This window comes from Helicobacter cynogastricus (genome assembly GCF_900197855.1).
Taxonomy (GTDB): Bacteria; Campylobacterota; Campylobacteria; order Campylobacterales; family Helicobacteraceae; genus Helicobacter; species Helicobacter cynogastricus.
Map to the genome: position 1 here is coordinate 25,889 of NZ_FZMQ01000009.1, position 18,485 is coordinate 44,373.

Below are 18,485 nucleotides of genomic sequence, written 5' to 3' on the forward strand. Positions count from 1 at the left end.
TCACTTTCAGCTTGCATGCAAAGGTGAGGCCCCGCCTTCTCTCTCCCCTGCCCCCAGTTATTCAAATCGTTATGCCTCTTGATCCGTGTAATGACGATTGTTTGAAAAAACTCTATGCAGACGGGCAGATATTTTCTTTCATGGCACGCACCTCAGAAACCCGACTTAGTGCTCGTGATGCCCAAATTAAAGACGATTACGCCATTGTGAGCGATATTCTCAACCCTCGTCCTATTGCTACAACTCAGAACGCAGGAGCAGAGATTCAAAGGGACATCCCCTATAAAGTCGCTTTACTTGTGCCCAGAGATGTGGTAGGCAAGTACAGCAACACTGCCATTAACGCGATTTTAGCCTATTTAGCACTCAAAGAACAAAATTTTGTTTTTAAAGTTTTTGATAGCAAACAAGAAGATCCAGATAGTCTCAAACGCGCTTATCAAGAAATTGCTAGTCAAAATTTCCCCTTTGTTATTGCCCTGCTTACGCAAAATGGGGTGCAAAATCTCATCTCTAAAACTCCTCTCACTCTGCCGACCATTATCCCTAGTGTCCATAAAAGCCAACTTCAATGGCTCGTTGATCTCCCTTCTACTTTAAGTTTTGCTGGGATTGATTTTGCCCAACAGATGGCCATGTTAGTGGATTTGAGCCAACGACAACCCCTTGTGATCTACAATGATGATAGTTTTAGAGGCGAAATGTTAGCTAAGAGTTTGCGTGATTTAGGAGCACCCGTTCTTTATGAGGACACTATCACTTTTAAGAAAGCAAGTAGCTTTTCTTTTGGATTAAAAACTCAAGCCAAGTATCTCAGAAATGCAGTGGTAATGCTCAACACTCCTGTAGTTAAAACAGGTCTTTTGCTTTCTCAAATTAGCATGTTGGATAATGGTCCACAAATGTTACTCTCCTCACAGATCAATTTTAATCTCTCGCTGTTCATGCTCACCCAACCCAAAGATCGTCGCAATCTTTATATTGCCAGTGCTATTGGCAAAATCAACCCCTATTTGAGTCAATACGCTTTAATTTTGGGCGTGAATCTAGCTTATGATTGGATCGGATATACAAGCGTGGATGCTTTAGAAAACATGTTGGTACGCACCTATGGCATTCAGGCGCGTTATTTTTCCGAACCCTTGTTAAGTGGGCAAATTATTTACACCAACACAATTTACACGTCTAAAGATTTGAGTTTCGTGCCCGTTACCTTTAATCGCCCCCCCGTGAATGAACCCCTCCTGTTAGAGGAGCAAAATGACGAGGAAGAAGAATAATGCAAGTAACCCTCAAACACGCTACCCCGCTGAGTTGTTGCTATGAGGCGATTCGCACCTGTTATCAGAGTTTTTCCTATAGTGATGGAGGGGGGCGTAAAGATTTGGAGCTTATTGATCGCGTAGCCAACAAATATCGCCACAACTCGACCTTAGAACACCTCTTTTACAACTTTGAAATCATAGATATTAGCCGAGCGTGCCTACAAGAACTCGCACGCCATAGAATGGCAAGCTTTTCGGTTAAATCTAGTCGCTACACTCTAAGCGAGCTCAAAAAAGAAGAAAGTTTTTTACCCCTTGAGTCAGAAAATTTAGAGCGGGCACAAAAATTCTTAGTCTTTACGGGGGTAGAAGCTGTGGATTTAGCTAGCGTGCAGGCTTTGGAGAATTTACGCCTCCTCATCACTAGCCATGTTAAAAATGATTATGCTAAGTTTGCTATGCCAGAGAGTTATAAAACAAGTTTGGCTTTTAGTATCAATGCGCGCAGTTTGCAAAATTTTCTCTCTTTGCGCACAGACACTAAGGCCCTTTGGGAAATCCGACAACTCGCCTTTAACATCTTTGACACGCTCCCCGAGGATCACAAATACCTTTTTGAAGCCTGCTTGAAGGATTCTTACTGAGAATCCATCTAGTAGACACCTTTAGTCTTCTTTTTAAGTTTTATTATCATTTGCGGGATTTGCAGACCTCTAAGGGTATTAACACGGCTTGGTTAAGCGCATTTGTGCGCGTGGTGCAACAGGTTTACAAATTAAAAGCCGATCACCTTGTCTTTGCCCTAGAGGGTAAGGAAAACCGCCGTAAAACCCTTTATCCCACTTACAAAGCCAACCGCACCCCGCCCCCCGGACTTGAGGAACAACTCCCCATTATCTTTGAGTGGATTGAGGCGATGGGTCTTGATTCTTTTAGTGTGCCCGGTTATGAAAGCGATGATGTGATTGCTAGTTTGTGTCATATCTTCCCCAAAGCCGATGTGCGTATTTTAAGCATGGATAAAGATTTTTTCCAACTGGTTAGTCCTCGTATTTTATTGTGCGATCCTTCTAATGGGACTCTTAGGGGTGTGGAGGAATGTTTAGATAAATATGGCATCTACCCACATCAATTTAGGGATTATCAAGGTTTAATAGGGGATAGTAGTGATGGTTATAAGGGCGTTGAGGGGATAGGGCACACTTACGGCTCTAAACTTATTCAAACTTTTGGGAATTTGGAAAGTCTCTACCACGCCCTAGAGAGTCAAGCAATGTTGCCTATCAAACTTTCTTCAAAATTACATCAAGCTCTTTTGAGGGATAAACAACAAGCTTTTCTAAGCCGCCAGCTTGCCACCTTAGAAACTTCACTCTTTAGTGCACCTCCATCCCTAAAACCTTTCCCTAACCAAAATCCCCTGTTACACATTACAGAAGCGTTAGAATATTATGAAATGTTTAGTGTGCTCAAACAAACCACTTCTAAATCCCTCTTTAAAACACCCACCCTCTCTTGCCATACTTCCCAAGAAGTTTTAAATGTTTTGCTAGAAACCTCTACATGTGTTCTGCAAATTGCCAAACAGGGATCACAACAGATTTTGGCCATTATAGGCATTGAGCCTAGCACGGAGTGTTTTTATTTGGATTTAGCCCACTCACAAGCCTCTAAATGCCTAGAAACCCTTTATACGCGTAAACTTGTAGGTTATCAAATCAAAGAAGTTTTTAGCCTTTTGGGTTGGGATACCCATCAAAATTATGAAGATGTCGCTATCTTGGCTTGGCTAGATAATGCCAACTTAGAAGCTAGTATTATCGCATTGGGGCGTGTTTTTGGGGTTACCTTAGGTCTGCCCACACTAGAAAATTTAGCCAGCCATGTAAAGCTGATTGCCACCGCTTACAGACATTACAAAACCGCGCTAAACCCCGCTCTTTTTAATTTAGCTCATAACCTAGAATACCCCATTCTAACCCTTTTATTGAAAATGCAAACACATGGCTTTAGTGTAGATAGAGATTATTTTCAGACACTCCAAAGAGAATTTCAAAAAGATTTGCAAGATTTGGAAGAACGCGTTCATGCGCACGCCAAACGCCCCATTAATGTCAATTCACCTAAACAATGGGCGCAATTCCTCTATGAGGAACTCCAATTAGAAATCAAGGGAGTTAAAAAGATCAAAACAGGGTTTTCTACAGATGAAAGTAGTCTAAGGAATCTTCAAGAAACCTATCAGGGTCAGCATGTTCAGGACATTAACATTTACGCCCTCCTGCAGGATTTGCTCACTTACAGAGAAGTTTTTAAACTTCAATCCACTTATGTAGAACCCCTGCTAGCTCAAAGTGAGCAGGGCAAGATTCATTGTATTTTTTACCAGCACACCACCACGAGCTCTAGGCTGAGTTGCGCGCATCCTAATTTACAAAATATTCCCATGCGTAGCGCACTGGGGCGCAAAATTGCTAGAGGCTTTGTGCCCAGCGCGTCTGATTTGATGTTACTGGGATTAGATTATTCTCAGATTGAACTACGGCTTTTAGCGCATTTTAGTGCCGATGTGCGCCTGATTGAAGCCTTTTTGCAAGGGGAGGACATCCACCTTAACACCGCTCTAGCCCTCTTTAAAAACCCTGCAAAACGTCATATTGCTAAAAGCATTAATTTTGCTCTTCTCTATGGCATGGGGTCTAAACGCTTGGCACAAACTCTAAAAATTAGTCAGGCAGAGGCCAAGGATCATATTGAGCATTATTTTGACACTTTCCCTAGTGTGCAAAGCTTCCTAGAGAAACTCAAAGAGCAGATTCTCAAGGAGGGCAAAATCACTACCCTTTTAGGACATCAGAGACATTTTGATTTTTCTAAAGCCAACCCTAGACTGCAGGCTGAATATCTCAGAGAGGGCGTGAACACTCTTTTTCAAGGAAGTGCTAGCGATCTAGTCAAACTTGCCATGCTTGAAGTGGACGCGCACATTGCCAAGTATCCTCAAGCCAAAATGCTCGTACAAGTCCATGATGAAATTATCTTAGAAGTCCCCAAAGCGCAGGTATCCCAAATCGCCTCAGAAGTCAAGGCTATCATGGAGGGAATTTACCCTCTCAAAGTCCCTTTAGAATGCAACGCGGGTTATGGCACTCATTGGGGAGAACTCAAGGACTCTTAAGCACACATGAACAACACTTTGAAAATGTCAAGAGTGCGTAAATGGTTGATCAGGTGGCAAACCCGGCTTTTAAGTAAAAAACTTAATGCTCAAATCTTGATCTTGGGTGTGTTGGTCTTCTCTAACAATTTTGACCTAGAAGCCCAATTAGAAGAGTTAAAAAACTATGTCTATAAGACAATGCCTCCTAGACTTGCGCCTAAAATCTTTGAAAGAATTGTCATTAATGTCGTGGATTATCGTACCAATGAAGCCCTCTATCTTAAAGATCGCACTCGCGTTTTTGAACTTTTAGTGCAAAATATCCAGCTTTATCGCTTTGTGCTAGATATATGGGAAGGTGATTCCTATAAAAATCAACTTGATATTCTTAAAATCGCCGTGCAAAATGCCTATGACAAACGCTACCATTTAGATAAGCAGAGTCAGCGGGCACTGCTCTACCAAATGCGCCAAAGACTCCTTTGATTTGACTTAAATTCAGCTATCTATAAATTTTTGGTGCTAGAATACCCGTTTTGATATTTGTATAAGGATTGTAATGCAACTCACTAAATCCATGAAAAGCACGCAGATCAAACGCAACTGGGTGGTGCTCGATGCCAAAGATCAAGTCTTTGGCAGGCTTATCACACACGTAGCCACTCTGCTTAGAGGCAAACACCATCCCTACTTTACTCCCCATGTTGATTGTGGGGATTTTGTTGTGGTGATCAATGCGAGCAAAGTTAAGTTCTCAGGCATGAAATTGCAGAATAAAGAGTATTTTACTCATTCGGGTTATTTTGGAAGCACTAAAAGCAAGACTTTAGAGGAAATGCTTGAGAAAACCCCCGAAAAGCTTTTTTATTTAGCCGTACGGGGAATGTTGCCCAAAACTAAACTCGGGCGCGCCATGATTAAAAAATTGAAGGTTTATAAAGATGAGAAGCACCCTCACACAGCTCAAGTTTCTAAGAAGGATGCCCAATGAATAAGGTTTACGCTACAGGGAAGCGCAAAAGTGCTATCGCCAAAGTTTGGCTGACTTCTGGAGGTGGGACTTTAGATATTAATGGAATGGATCTTAATGCTTGGTTGGGCGGACACGAATCCATCAAGATGAAAGTGATGCAACCTTTGGTACTCACCAAGCAAGAAGGTTTAGTGAGTGTAAAGGCGGTAGTTTTTGGAGGAGGCTATAGTGCCCAAGCAGAGGCTTTAAGACATGGTATTTCTAAAGCCCTCAATCTTTATGATGTCGCCTTTAGGGCTATTTTAAAGCCTAAAGGATTGCTCACCCGCGACTCTAGAGTTGTGGAGCGTAAAAAATATGGGAAACGCAAGGCGCGCCGTAGCCCTCAATTCTCCAAACGCTAGGGCGTATGAGGGAGGGGGTTGTGTCCTATTGTTGGACCCTTTTTAACGGGTTGCTTGATGATTCTAAACTTTAACCGGTACTAGGTGGCCGATGGCTATCGATCTTCACAAAGACTCCATTTTTAAACTCTTTTTTTACTACTTTATCCCCCTTGCCTTTTCTATGATCTCGCTTTCAACTTATTCTATGATTGATGGTATGTTTGTAGGAAACAAGTTAGGACAAAATGCTGTTGCTGCTATTGGAGTGTGTTGGCCCATATTCCCTACTTTAATTGCCTTTGAATTGCTTTTTGGATTGGGGGCTGCCTCAATCGCCTCTTATTTTTTAGGCAAAAACCAAGCCAAACGGGCGCGCTTAGTTTTCAGCTCCGTGTTTTATTTCGTTGCTATAAGCATCATTTTAATTAGTTGGAGTTTAGTGCCCTTTAGCGATTCTATTGCCAAAATGTTGGGCAGTAGCGATCTGCTCTTGCCTATGGCATCTATTTACCTTAAAGTGATTTTGATGGGTGCTATTTTTATGGTTTTACATCCTTTAGCTGATGTTTTTGTGGTCAACGATAAACGGCCTGCTTTAGCTATGATTGCCATGTTAATAGGTTCTTTCACAAATGTACTTTTTAACTATCTCTTGCTCTATGTTTTTGAAGTGGGTATTCATGGCAGTGCTATTGCCACGGTTACCGGGCATGCAGTGGGTTTTTGTGTTCTTATGTCTCATTTTTTATTCAAGAGAGGCCAGCTTTATTTTGTGCGCCGCTTTAACTGGGCTAGCATTATCTCTTCTGCAAAAAGTGGCTTACCTCAGAGTGTCTCAGAGCTAAGTGTTGCAATCGTGATGCTACTTTTTAACTGGATTATCATGAAAACTGCAGGAGAAAGGGGAGTCTCGATGTATGCGATCATTATGTACAATGGGATTATTTTTTGGACAACTTTACTCTCCATTGGTCAAGCCATTCAGCCCATTGCCAGCTTTAGTCATGGAGCAGGATATTTGGATCGCTTGCAGATGGCTTTCAGATTCGGTCTAAAGGCGGCGTTTTTTATGGGGGTGGGACTCTATGTTGTGTTCTATCTTTTTGATCACCACCTCATCAAATTATATATCGATCAAGAACGCATGTTAGGAGATAGCTTATTTGTGCAGGACACCAAGCATGCCATGAATATCTATTATCTGGGACATATTCTTCTAGGAATCAATCTCTTTTGTGCGGTGTTTTTTCAATCTATTCAGCGTACAGAAAGTGCCTTCTTGATCACGATTTGCGAAACAATTCTCTTTATTGCAATTTTGCTCCCTATTCTTAGTCATTTTTATGGTTTAGCAGGGATTTGGGCCACTTACCCTCTTTCGCAGTTTTTAGCCTTAATGGTGGTGATACTGGTGATTCGTTATGAAATCAAGAAGGGGACATTTGGTTCTATGGGCTTGTTTAAGAATAGACTAGGTTAGAGTGTTATAATTAGCATATGCAAATCAAAACTAAGATCCGTAGGGGGGTTGTGCCCTCGCTTATTTATAATCAACAAGTACCCGCCTCTGATCAGTTTATAGAGGTTTGTCTTGAACCCTTCCTTTACGAGCAAGCGACTCTTTACATCAAAAAACACTTTAGGGAACATGTCAAATTTAAACATACTCTGATTTTACTAGAAGATCAGAGTCTAAAAAAAACCTATCTACTTAATCGTCTCTTTTATGCTAAATACGCACTACATCCTTTCTACAACCAGCTAGATGCTCAACTTCTTCTGGAGAAAATTTTAGCTCATGCGCATCTTCCCGTTGTATTCAAAGAGAGCTCACAATACCACCATGCTTTTGTTTTTGCCTTAGTGCACAAAATTGAGATTCAAGCGATTTATCTACATTCAAGAGTGGTCTTCTATTACACACACTTTCTTGCAAGGGAATTTTTGCAGAGTCTTTTTGCACCTCATATCCTGCTAGAAACTCCCTTTGAGGATAAAAGCAATAAGAGTGATTTTTTGCATGAAACCCACGCCCATCTAGACGCGCTTGAGCCTCTCATGGCACTTCAAAACTCCTATTTTAAGCACGCCTGCATCCACTTCATCTATCCCACTCAGGCACTTTATCTAACAAGACAAGAGGAAGTCATTCTAAAAGCTCTACGTACGCTAGGCTTAGGGGTCATGCACTCAAAGGAAGAAATCAAACACCGCTACCTAGAACTAGCTAAACTCTACCACCCCGATGCTTGCACAACAGACTCGAGCCTCTACAAACAACGCTTTTTGGAAATTGTAGAGGCTTACGGAATTTTGAAACAACTCTAAATCAATCCTGCCTTATACTCCTGAATCATATGAAAGATTTCATCTTTAAGATGTAGCTTCTTTTTCTTGAGAGTGGAAACTTTCAGATCATCTGCGTTGTGTGTCTCTAAAGTGGAGATCTCATCGTCCAAAGCATTGTGTTCCTCAAAAATTTTATTGAAGTGAGGATTTTTATTTTTCAATGCCTTGATCTCGTCTCTATATTCGTGGAACATGCGCTATCCTTATGCTAAATATTGCGTAGGCATTATAGTATAATGGGCTTTTTCATCGGCTTAAAAGGATATGGATGAGCTGGACACTTGTGCGTGTCTATATTTTTACGCTTATATTTGCAATTCTTAGCGAAGCGCAGGGCTTTAAGGATTATTTGCGCTATAACCTTGGCCTCAATCTTTTTATCATGGATCATGAAGGTTCAACTCCCTACTGGTATAATACCAACACCACTTTAAGCACGCGTTTAACTCCAGAGGTGGGTTTTGCTTTCAATTTAGGTTCTGTAGAGCAAAAAGTGATGGTAGGAGCTTTTCTTTTCCAAAATCTCCACACTTATCAAATGAATTTTCCCTCCAAATGGGGCCCTACTATTTATTACCAAGCCAGAGGACGCTCCTTTAATTTTTATGGGGGTATTTTTCCTAGAAAATACCTCATTGGTCATTACCCTCTCAATGTCTTTGCTCCCTATTATTGGTTTATCGACCCTAATGCTCGGGGCTTTTTACTCCAATATAATCCTCCCAATAATCCCTACAAAAATACCCATGTTGAAGCTGAATTTTTGCTCGATTGGTTTGGAGGGAATTGCTATACCTGCAAATATGGGCGTAATTCTTTGGGCAATGCGATGGATCGCTTTAGTTTTACGGCTTATAGCGAACTCTCTGCTCTCAAAAGGTTTTTTATTTTAGGAGGTAATGCGCAACTTTTCCATGTGGAAGATCAGTTTCTGCTCAACTGGCCATCTCTCCCTCATGTAGGAAAAACTGCAGGCTCTGTCTATCTTTTAGACAGATTTTACTACCAGCTTTATGCCAAAACCGATTTGCTCAACGCTCTTCCCTTCATGCAAAAATTAAATTTATCACTAGGTGTTTTGGGCGACTTGGAGAGATTGCGCCAAAGCGGTATTGATGTGCCTTTCAAGGTAGGCACAGGCTTATTTGTAGAAGGCCACGCCCAATATAAAGGCTTTGGTCTAAGCGATCTGCTCTTTGTGAGCAAGCATGGCGAAGATTTTTTCTATGATAGATACGGAAATGTCAACCTCATCTGCTCAAAAGATTACTGCCCCACTCCCATTTACCGCGGTGTCCCCTTTTTCCAAGCGCCTCTTTATAACCGCCTAGATATTTACTACGAATTTAGAAGCTCTTTTGCAAGTATCAAAACCCAATTTGTTTACAATACCATGAGCAATTACACTCAAATCTATGACTCTTATCAGGTCTACTTCACCGTCTCTCTAGACAGCTACGACCTCCTAAATTTCCTCCAACGCAAAAGACACTAAGGTCGTACACACCACACTTCTATCAAGTAGACTAGCCTTTTCTAAGAATGTAACTTGCCCCTTTCTTTCAAATACAAGCTGTGCAAGATTTTGACCTCCTCAAGCTCTTTTTGCCCATCGATCATGGAGCGTAAAGAACCTTTAATGGCAAAGATGGACATATATAAATGCACAATAAAAAAGCCCACGAGCACCAGTCCTAAAAAGTTATGTATCAGCGCGCTTAAACGCAAAAGCGAGATTTGGTAAAGCCCAAAAAAGCCAGCGATCGCGCTCAAATCTGCTGTATTGAAATACAAAATAAGCCCGCTAGCAATCATCACTAACCCCCCCAAAGTGGCGATCCAAAACCAAGTTTTTTGCCCCGCATTGAATTTATGCGCCGGCACGGGCTTTTTCTCTTTGGAGAGATAGCCTCCCATGATCACTAACCATTTGATGTCTGCTAGCCTAAAGATCATGTCCTTAAACCACATAAAAAACATGGGCAACACCGCCACCATAAAGATCACACAGCCCACGCTATGCATAACTCTACAAAAGCGCACAAACGCCCCGCCCCCAAAGAAATCCCCAAAGATCATGATTAGCCCGGTAGGCACGAGCAAAATAAAGCTAATTCCTGCTACCCAGTGGATAATGCGGTTGAACAGGCTAAAAAAGGGGACTTTTTGACCACTATGGGCAAATTTTTTGGGACCAATGACCAGATAGTGCAAAAGAAAAGCAAAGGTAACTCCTAGCACCATGGCTAAAAAGAGCCATAAAAAATAATGCCCCTGCCAAAGTGTCCAAAGCTCGCCTAGCTTGGTCGTATCTCTCTGCCCATAGGACAGAATGCCTAAAATGCGCTCTTGATCTAGAGGGGTGCTCTGTGCGCCCAAGCTGGAGCCGATTAAAAAAATGCCTTTTTTCATAATGCCCCCTTAAGGCGTTGCGCCCTGTATTTGTTGTGTGGCTTTAGTCTGTGCATCTTGAGCGTTGGCGTATTTGGCCATGACACGCCGTCTATAAATATCCGCGATACTCAGCGCATCGCCCACTAGAAGCGCATTAGTCGAACAAGTCGCCGCACACATGGGCACTTGGCCACTGGCGATCCGATTGACCCCGTAAAGCTCCATTTCTTTTTTAGAGTGCGTGGGTGCAGGTCCGCCCGCACACATGGTACATTTATCCATCACCCCGCGCACGCCAAAAGCCCCGTCTCTGGGGAATTGGGGTGCACCAAAGGGGCAGGCATACAGGCAATACCCACACCCAATACAGGTTTCTTTATTGTGGAGCACAATTCCATCCTCGCGGATATAAAAACAATCCACAGGGCACACCTGCGCACAGGGCGCGTCTGTGCAGTGCTGGCAAGCGATCGAGATAGACTTTTCCTTGCCCTCTATCCCCTCATAAAGGGTAATGACCTTGCGCCGATTAAGCCCCACCTCTAGATCGTTAGAGTGCGAACAGGCTACAGAGCAGGCAAAGCAACTAATACAGCGGTTGTCATCGCAATAAAACTTCATGCGGTTGGCATTGGGGATTTGTTTTGCAGGTGCTAAATTTGTTGCCATGTTAAGCCTTTTCAATGCGGCACAAGCCGGCGTTAAACTCAGGGATTTGGGTTACTGGATCAAAGCCGTAATTGGTGATCGTGTTCGAGCTCTCCCCAATGGTGTAGGGCTTGGTGCCCTCAGGATAGCGATGACTCAAGTCCACACCCTGTAAAATCCCGGCAAAACTATAGGGCATACAAATGCGATCGGGAGTTACTGAGTGGCTAAAGATCGCCTTGACCTTAATTTTAGTCCCCTCGGGCGAGTGCACCCACATCATTTCCCCATCTTTAATTCCGTGGTTGAGTGCCAAATCCGGGTGGATATGACAGAACATCTCGGGCGTGATGTGGGATAGATACTTACTTGTGCGCTCCAGCATGCCCGCCCCGCTCAAATTCACCAAGCGCATAGAAGCTAGCACAATAGGAAACTCTTTTGCCCATTCCTCTTTGGTCTGCTCGCTGATAAAGCGCACATCCACCCTAAAGTTATTCACTTGATCCTTAATGGCGGGGTATTTTTGCACTAAATCCGGACGCGGGGAGTGCAAGGGTTCGCGGTGCAAGGGGATTTGATCGATAAAATTCCACACAATGGCGCGCGCCCGGGCATTCCCATAGACACACACGCCTTTTTCATCACATTTTTTCTGAATGAGTCCGCTGGTGTCTACCTTCCAATTATCCCCCATAATGGCGCGCTCATGGTCGCTAAGCTTGATCCCTAGCACCTTTTCAATATTAGCCTTAGTGATCTCAGGATAACCCCCCTTAATCGCCGATCCCTTGATTGTAACACTCTTATCGGCTAATAAACTCTGCCCCTTGTATTCCTCCCCAAAGCGCGCCCTAAAGCCCATGCCCCCCTGCTTGGTGGGGGTGTTGATGTCATAGAGTATGGGCGTGCCCGGGTGCTCTGGTGTCCAAGCTGGCCAGGGCAAGCCGTAATACTGCCCCTTCATAGGCCCATAGCCCTCTTGGCTGATGTAATCAAACATATGCCAATTTTCCTGTTGGGCTTTGAGCCGCTCAGGTGTCCAGCCCCCAAGTCCGATCACTTTGACCGTGCGCGCGATCTCTCTTGTGGCGTCTTCGGGCCAGCTAAAGCTTTTGCGCACCTGCACCAATTCCCCATTTTGATCAAAATCACAGAGTAGGGCTTTGGTGTATTCCTCATAAAACCCAAACTTCTTAGCCATTTCAAACATGAGTTCGTGATCTTGCTTGGCTTCATAGAGGGGTTTAACCACTTGGGATCGCCACTGCGCAGCCCGATTCGTGGCGACTACAATCCCCTCACACTCAAATTGAGTCGCCACAGGCAGGACATAGATTCCATCGGGTTTATCTGTGAGGATCGCCCCCTCATTTAAGAAGGGCTCGGCAATCACCATTAAATCCAGCTTTTCCATCGCTTGCGCCATTTTGACATTGTGCGCGAGGGAACTCACCCCATTTCCTTGCACCCAAAGCCCCTTAATGGGGGCGCTAGAGTGGGTTTTAGCTTCTTGCAACACGCCCTCATGCCAAAGTGAGATACTAAAGCCCTTTTGGTGCATCCACTCGGGGGCAAAAAAGCGTTTTTGCAAACTCTCAAAGCTCACCCCCCAGCACTTGGCATAATAACGCCAACTGGCTTCACTCAGACCATAATAGCCGGGCAAATTGTCTGCCAAACAGCACATGTCCGTAGAGCCCTGCACATTATCATGCCCGCGGATGATATTACAACCCCCGCCCTTTTTGCCCATATTGCCTAGCACGAGTTGCAAGATGGAGAGCATGCGCGTGTTCCCACTCCCCACGCTATGCTGGGTGATCCCAAGTGCCCAAGCCAAAGTAGCGGGTTTAGCGGTGGCAAAAACACGCGTGGTTTGAATCAGCAGGCTAGCGGGCACACCCGTAATATCTTCCACCACTTCGGGCGTGTATTTGAGGGCTTCTTTTTTGATTTCATCAATCCCAAAAGCTTGGTTTTTAATGACCTCTTTATCCTCCCAGCCATGCTTAAAGATCAAATGCAACATGCCATAAATAAAGGCAATATCAGTTCCTGAGCGAATGCGCACATAAATATCTGCCTTAGCTGCGCTCTTGGTAAAGACCGGATCGATCACGATGAGTTTAGCATTATTGCGATCTTTGGCTTGCAAGAAATGCTTAAAGCCAATAGGATTACTCACAGCCGTATTAAGCCCGATCATCAAGATCGCTTTAGAATGCCCGACAATGTCCCCAAAGTGGTTTGTCATCGCACCATAACCCCATGTATTCGCCACACCGGCGACTGTGGTGCTGTGTCAAATGCGGGCTACATGATCGATATTGTTCGTCCCATAAAAGGCGGCAAACTTGCGCCAGTAATAGGCCTGTTGGGAGTTCATTTTAGCACTCCCCATAAACATCATGCTATCAGGCCCGTATTTTTCGCGCATTTTGAGCATTTTCGCGCTGATTTCATCGATGGCTTGCTCGTAGCTAATGCGCTTCCACACCCCACCTTCTTTTTTAAGGGGGTATTTGAGGCGCATTTTAGACTTGACTAAGTCAATTTGATCCACGCCCTTACAGCAGTGGCTGCCCGCACTAATGGGGTGATCTTGGGCGACATCTTGGCGTATCCACACCCCATCTTTGACCTCAGCGATGATCCCACAGCCTGCCGAACAGATACTACAAATGGTTTTAACTCTTTTGACTCCCTCATTAGGATCAATGACCTTATCTTCTTTTTTGCTCGCTTTGGTGTTGGCAAAGGCCAGAGTTGCCCCAGCCCCAGCCCCAATTGCGCCCATTTTTAAAAAAGAACGCCGACTTAACTTACCCATGTTACTTCCTTTCTCAAACTACCACACGCTTTTATAAAAAATCTCCCAAGCGGGGGTTTTGTGATAAAGAATCTCTTTTTTATTGCTCTTGCCCACCACCACGCCATGACTATCCGGATCGGTATTCCTAAAGGGTTTTTCAGGCATGGTGGCTAATAGGCTCTGCCCAGCCAAAGCCCCCGCGCCCAGCACTCCCAGCTTTTTAAGAGCTTCGCGTCTATTCTCCATGACAACCTCCTAAACTAGGTTGAAAAACAACCTCTCATGTTGCATAAATGCACCCAAAATTATAGCGAAGCTTTGATAACATAGGCTTTTAGGGTGCTCTTGGAGCGCATCTAAAAAGGCATCGCCAAAGAGATGGAAAAAGTCTTTAAAGAGTTTTTCATGCAGGCTAAAAAAGCCCTGATCCTCTAAGAGTTGTTGTAAAAACGCGTTCATCATCAGAGTTAAAAAAGCTAAATCATCCTCAGCCACAGGGCTAGTGATCGTGTGGCTCTCTAGATGTAAACCTGATTGCTTTAAAAGTGCGATAGCTTCTAGGCGTTTTTTGCCATTGTCCTGACCTTCTAAATAATAAGACGCGCTCAAGGGCACAAGATGATAGCTAGGAGAGAACAACACCGCGTTTTGCTCCTCCTTAAAGGGCTCTAGTCCTTGTTGCAAAAAGGCATGCAACTCTTGCCAGCCTTGCGCTGTGTTGGGATCAAAGGGGAAGTCTTTTAGGTGATTGGCTAGGGCTTTGAGTTCATCAAAAATGACCTCATTTTGCACAAACACCACCATGTAATGCCATAGGCGGTAGTAAAGCGCGCGCGCATAGGTGAGATTGCAATCCATATTCATTTTAAAATAGAATTGATGTCTAGCATGTCTTCTAGCATGATTTTAACCTTGCAATCAGGGCAGGCGTAAAGGGTGGCGATTTTACGCGCATCGCCTTGAAATCTAGGGATCATAATTGTTGCGATCTTCTCCACGCTCTTAGTGGTCCCAATGGGTTTAGCGCACATTTTGCATTTAAACAAGCTATCTTGCGCCATGATTTTGGGGACAAAGTATGCGGGATTTAGGGCGATCCCATCGCGCTCCAAGTGCAAACAATCCTTTTCAGGGCAGGTCGCCTCACAATACCCGCAAGTGGTGCACAAACTGGGGTTAAAAAGTAAAGTATAGGCGTTGCCATCTACGCTAAGTGCTCCCGTGTTGCACGCCCCCACACAAGAGAGGCACAGCGTGCAATTAGAGTTAATCTCTATATGCCCATAACGGATAAAACTAGCAGAGGGCACGCGCCCATAATCCCCCTGCCCTATGGCGTGCTTTAGGCGCTTGGCAAATATATCCCGCTTGGTGCGTGTGGGGGTGGTGGGGGGGGTGAAGTGGGTGGATTCTAGGCGTTGGGCGCGCTGCAAACATGTTTGCAAGCCCTGCAAATCGCTAGCCAGCAAGATCGCCTCTTGTTGGTAGAGTTTGGCATAAATGCCATTGAGTAATGCCACGCTCTGCAGAGTGCCTATACTCAATTCCTCTAATTGGGGCGCATACAGCACCACCTGCGCCCCGCTCTCTTGTAAAAGAGTGAGTAGGGCGACCTGTTCTAAGATATTGAGGTTGACACAGAGGGGTAAAATCTCTTTTTTAAGCGGGGTGCTGGGTAACTCTGCTTGGTGATCGAGCAAAAGGGGGATATAACCCCTATAGAGTTTAGCCACCTCTTGGACGCACTCCAAATTAAAACCCCCATAACTCAAGCTCCCACTAGGGCACACACTAATACACTTACCACAATCAATACAAGCTTGGTGGTCAATGATCAAATGGCGGTTGTCCGCACATTCCATGCCCTTATCTTGGGCAATTTGAGGGTCTAATTTAGTGATTGCCTCAGTGGGGCAGACCTCGCTACACTTGGCACAACACTCTATGCGCCGTTGGTGGTATTGGCAAATCTCTTTATCGTAGCTAAAAAATTCGCTCAACAAGCCCTCTGGCGTGGGGGCGTGGTGGGTGCGATCCAGATCAAATTGTAATCCATGCGCCTCATAGATTAGGCTAAGACTTTGGGCGAGTTCTAAAGGAGTTTGTGCGCTATTTTCAATTAAAAAATTAATTTCCCTAGCCACCCTCTTAGCCCCGCTAAAGGGCATATTAGACACCACACATTCCACCCCATCGCCCATATGCTCTAAAACCTCAATGTGATCGTGCAAGGGCACATCTGGATAAGCAGAGTTCCTTATATAGACAAATTCAAACATGGACACATTTTAAGATGTTTAGTTAAATGAGTATTGTACCTGTTTGAGTGTTTGGTAAAATTCAAAAAGTTTTCCTCACGAAAGAATAATCCCCTAAGCCCCCCTTAAGCTTTCCACCGATATAATGCGCTTTTGCCTAAGCAAATGTGAATGGCTTGAAGGCTTTTTCTTGAAGCGTGTTTTTGAGGTTTTGCCTAAGAGGTGCGTTTTTGGAGTGTGTCGCTGGAAAGTCTTTGCTTAGTGTTTTTTGACTTGTTATTGTCAATAGCCTATGTAAAGGTAAAAACTACAAAGCCAAAGAATTATACTCAATAAGGCGGTAGAAATCTTATCAAGGCAGTTTAGCGGATATGCTAACTGAAACAAACAAGATGTTAAGAGTAGATGGTGGATGCCTTGGGTAGTAGAGGCGATGAAGGACGCACTAGACTGCGATAAGCTGCGTGGAGCTGTCAAGAAGCATTGATGCGCAGATGTCCGAATGGGGCAACCCAATCCATAGCAATATGGATTACTCTATTTTTAGAGAGCGAACCTAGCGAAGTGAAACATCTCAGTAGCTAGAGGAAAAGAAATCAACGAGATTCCCTGAGTAGTGGCGAGCGAAAGGGGAACAGGGCAAACCGGGTGCTTGCACTCGGGGTTGAGGACGACAACATTCAAGGGGTTTATCTAGCAGAGTTGCTTGGAAAAGCAAGCCATAGAAGGTGATAGCCCTGTATGCGAAAGAAAAACCCTAGATAGTCGTATCCAGAGTAGGCCAGGACACGGGAAATCCGGGCTGAAGCCGGGGAGACCACTCTCCAACCCTAAATACTACTACTACACCGATAGCGCACAAGTACCGTGAGGGAAAGGTGAAAAGAACCGTGGGTAACGGAGTGAAATAGAACCTGAAACCATCTACTTACAATCATTCAGAGCCCTATGATTTATCAGGGTGATGGACTGCCTTTTGCATAATGATCCTGCGAGTTGTGGTGTCTGGCAAGGTTAAGTGAAAACGAGCCGTAGCGAAAGCGAGTCTGAATAGGGCGCTTTAGTCAGACGCTGCAGACCCGAAGCCAAGTGATCTATCCATGGCCAAGTTGAAACGAGTGTAACAGCTTGTGGAGGACTGAACCCGTGCCCATTGAAACGGGCTGGGATGAGCTGTGGATAGGGGTGAAAGGCCAAACAAACTTGGTGATAGCTGGTTCTCTTCGAAATATATTTAGGTATAGCCTCAAGTCATAACAAGAGGGGGTAGAGCTCTGATTGGGCTAGGGCTGCTCGCCGCAGTACCAAACCCTGTCAAACTGCGAATACCTTTTGTTGTATCTTGGGAGTCAGGCGGTGGGTGATAAAATCAATCGTCAAGAGGGAAACAACCCAGACTACCAACTAAGGTCCCCAAGTTCTATTCTGAGTGGAAAAAGATGTGTGGTTACTCAAACAACCAGGAGGTTGGCTTAGAAGCAGCCATCCTTTAAAGAAAGCGTAACAGCTCACTGGTCTAGTGATCATGCGCTGAAAATATAACGGGGCTAAGATAGACACCGAAGTTGTAGATTGCTCTTAGGAGCAGTGGTAGAAGAGCGTTCTGTGCAGCGTTGAAGGCATACCGGTAAGGAGTGTTGGAGCGCACAGAAGTGAGCATGCAGGAATGAGTAGCGATAAGATGCGTGAGAATCGTATCCGCCGTAAATCTAAGGTTTCCTACGCGATGTTCGTCATCGTAGGGTTAGTCGGGTCCTAAGCCAAGTCCGAAAGGGGTAGGCGATGGGAAATAGGTTAATATTCCTATACCAATTGCAATGTGCGATGGGAGGACGCATAAAGTTAGGTGAGCTAGCTGATGGAAGTGCTAGTCGAAGGGTGTAGATTGGGAGAGAGGCAAATCCGCTCCTGTATTTGAAACCTGACAGGCTCTTTAAGGTCTTCGGACTAAGAAGAGAATCACTGATACTATCGTGCCAAGAAAAGTCTCTAAGTTTAGTTGCAATTGTCCGTACCGCAAACCGACACAGGTAGATGAGATGAGTATTCTAAGGCGCGTGGAAGAACTCTCTTTAAGGAACTCTGCAAACTAGCACCGTAAGTTCGCGATAAGGTGTGCCTACGCAAGTAGGTCTCAGCAAAGAGTCCCTCCCGACTGTTTACCAAAAACACAGCACTTTGCCAACTCGTAAGAGGAAGTATAAGGTGTGACGCCTGCCCGGTGCTCGAAGGTTAAG

At 44.5% G+C, this 18,485-nt stretch carries 16 protein-coding genes and 1 rRNA gene; 10 read left to right on the forward strand and 7 right to left on the reverse strand.

What is annotated here, in order from left to right; all coding sequences use genetic code 11:
- Positions 1–23 precede the first annotated feature (23 nt).
- The 8 genes from C6H00_RS05020 (at position 24) to C6H00_RS05055 (ending at position 8,112) form a co-directional block, all read left to right on the forward strand.
- Positions 24–1,280 carry a type 1 periplasmic-binding domain-containing protein gene (locus tag C6H00_RS05020; protein WP_233704428.1) on the forward strand — a complete coding sequence of 419 codons (1,257 nt, stop codon included), beginning with the start codon at positions 24–26 and terminating at the stop codon, positions 1,278–1,280.
- Positions 1,280–1,909, forward strand: a complete 630-nt coding sequence (gene thyX, locus C6H00_RS05025) for an FAD-dependent thymidylate synthase (protein WP_104749927.1) — start codon at positions 1,280–1,282, stop codon at positions 1,907–1,909. Before C6H00_RS05020 ends, thyX begins: the two co-directional genes overlap by 1 nt.
- A 2-nt stretch (positions 1,910–1,911) precedes the next feature.
- On the forward strand, positions 1,912–4,443 hold the full coding sequence (gene polA, locus C6H00_RS05030) for a DNA polymerase I (protein WP_267891997.1): 2,532 nt from the start codon (positions 1,912–1,914) through the stop codon (positions 4,441–4,443).
- A 6-nt stretch (positions 4,444–4,449) separates the two neighbouring features.
- Positions 4,450–4,911, forward strand: a complete 462-nt coding sequence (locus tag C6H00_RS05035; protein WP_104749929.1) for a hypothetical protein — start codon at positions 4,450–4,452, stop codon at positions 4,909–4,911.
- A 73-nt stretch (positions 4,912–4,984) separates the two neighbouring features.
- Positions 4,985–5,416: a 50S ribosomal protein L13 gene (gene rplM, locus C6H00_RS05040; protein WP_104749930.1), complete on the forward strand. Its 432-nt coding sequence runs from the start codon at positions 4,985–4,987 to the stop codon at positions 5,414–5,416.
- The gene (gene rpsI, locus C6H00_RS05045; RefSeq protein WP_104749931.1) at positions 5,413–5,802 is read left to right on the forward strand and encodes a 30S ribosomal protein S9; all 390 of its coding nucleotides are present in this window, start codon (positions 5,413–5,415) and stop codon (positions 5,800–5,802) included. Before rplM ends, rpsI begins: the two co-directional genes overlap by 4 nt.
- 91 nt (positions 5,803–5,893) lie before the next feature.
- Complete coding sequence (locus C6H00_RS05050) at positions 5,894–7,264, forward strand: MATE family efflux transporter (RefSeq protein WP_104749932.1); 1,371 nt, start codon at positions 5,894–5,896, stop codon at positions 7,262–7,264.
- 17 nt (positions 7,265–7,281) lie between these two features.
- Positions 7,282–8,112 carry a J domain-containing protein gene (locus tag C6H00_RS05055; RefSeq protein ID WP_199769192.1) on the forward strand — a complete coding sequence of 277 codons (831 nt, stop codon included), beginning with the start codon at positions 7,282–7,284 and terminating at the stop codon, positions 8,110–8,112.
- Here C6H00_RS05055 and C6H00_RS05060 read toward each other — a convergent pair.
- Positions 8,109–8,327, reverse strand: a complete 219-nt coding sequence (locus C6H00_RS05060) for a YdcH family protein (RefSeq protein ID WP_104749933.1) — start codon at positions 8,325–8,327, stop codon at positions 8,109–8,111. The two genes, C6H00_RS05055 and C6H00_RS05060, sit on opposite strands and share 4 nt — an antisense overlap.
- Positions 8,328–8,401: 74 nt before the next feature.
- On the opposite strand from C6H00_RS05060, the gene C6H00_RS05065 reads away from it, so the two are divergent.
- Positions 8,402–9,628 carry a hypothetical protein gene (locus tag C6H00_RS05065; RefSeq protein ID WP_104749934.1) on the forward strand — a complete coding sequence of 409 codons (1,227 nt, stop codon included), beginning with the start codon at positions 8,402–8,404 and terminating at the stop codon, positions 9,626–9,628.
- Between the two features lie 41 nt (positions 9,629–9,669).
- On the opposite strand, the gene C6H00_RS05070 is transcribed toward C6H00_RS05065, so the two are convergent.
- From C6H00_RS05070 to C6H00_RS05095, 6 genes are read right to left on the reverse strand one after another with little or no spacing between them, the layout of a single operon-like run.
- A complete protein-coding gene (locus C6H00_RS05070; RefSeq protein ID WP_104749935.1) occupies positions 9,670–10,545 on the reverse strand; it encodes a formate dehydrogenase subunit gamma in 876 nt (291 codons plus the stop codon).
- A gap of 9 nt (positions 10,546–10,554) precedes the next feature.
- On the reverse strand, positions 10,555–11,196 hold the full coding sequence (gene fdh3B / locus C6H00_RS05075; RefSeq protein ID WP_104749936.1) for a formate dehydrogenase FDH3 subunit beta: 642 nt from the start codon (positions 11,194–11,196) through the stop codon (positions 10,555–10,557).
- A 1-nt stretch (position 11,197) separates the two neighbouring features.
- Positions 11,198–14,008, reverse strand: a complete 2,811-nt coding sequence (locus tag C6H00_RS05080; protein WP_104749937.1) for a formate dehydrogenase subunit alpha — start codon at positions 14,006–14,008, stop codon at positions 11,198–11,200.
- Positions 14,009–14,026: 18 nt separating this feature from the next.
- On the reverse strand, positions 14,027–14,236 hold the full coding sequence (locus tag C6H00_RS05085; protein WP_104749938.1) for a hypothetical protein: 210 nt from the start codon (positions 14,234–14,236) through the stop codon (positions 14,027–14,029).
- Positions 14,237–14,245: 9 nt separating this feature from the next.
- On the reverse strand, positions 14,246–14,848 hold the full coding sequence (locus tag C6H00_RS05090; protein ID WP_324728552.1) for a molecular chaperone TorD family protein: 603 nt from the start codon (positions 14,846–14,848) through the stop codon (positions 14,246–14,248).
- 2 nt (positions 14,849–14,850) lie between these two features.
- Complete coding sequence (locus C6H00_RS05095; protein WP_104749940.1) at positions 14,851–16,269, reverse strand: 4Fe-4S binding protein; 1,419 nt, start codon at positions 16,267–16,269, stop codon at positions 14,851–14,853.
- 364 nt (positions 16,270–16,633) lie between these two features.
- Between C6H00_RS05095 and C6H00_RS05100 the strand changes: the two genes are divergently transcribed.
- Positions 16,634–18,485, forward strand: a 23S ribosomal RNA gene (locus tag C6H00_RS05100); the annotation flags it as partial.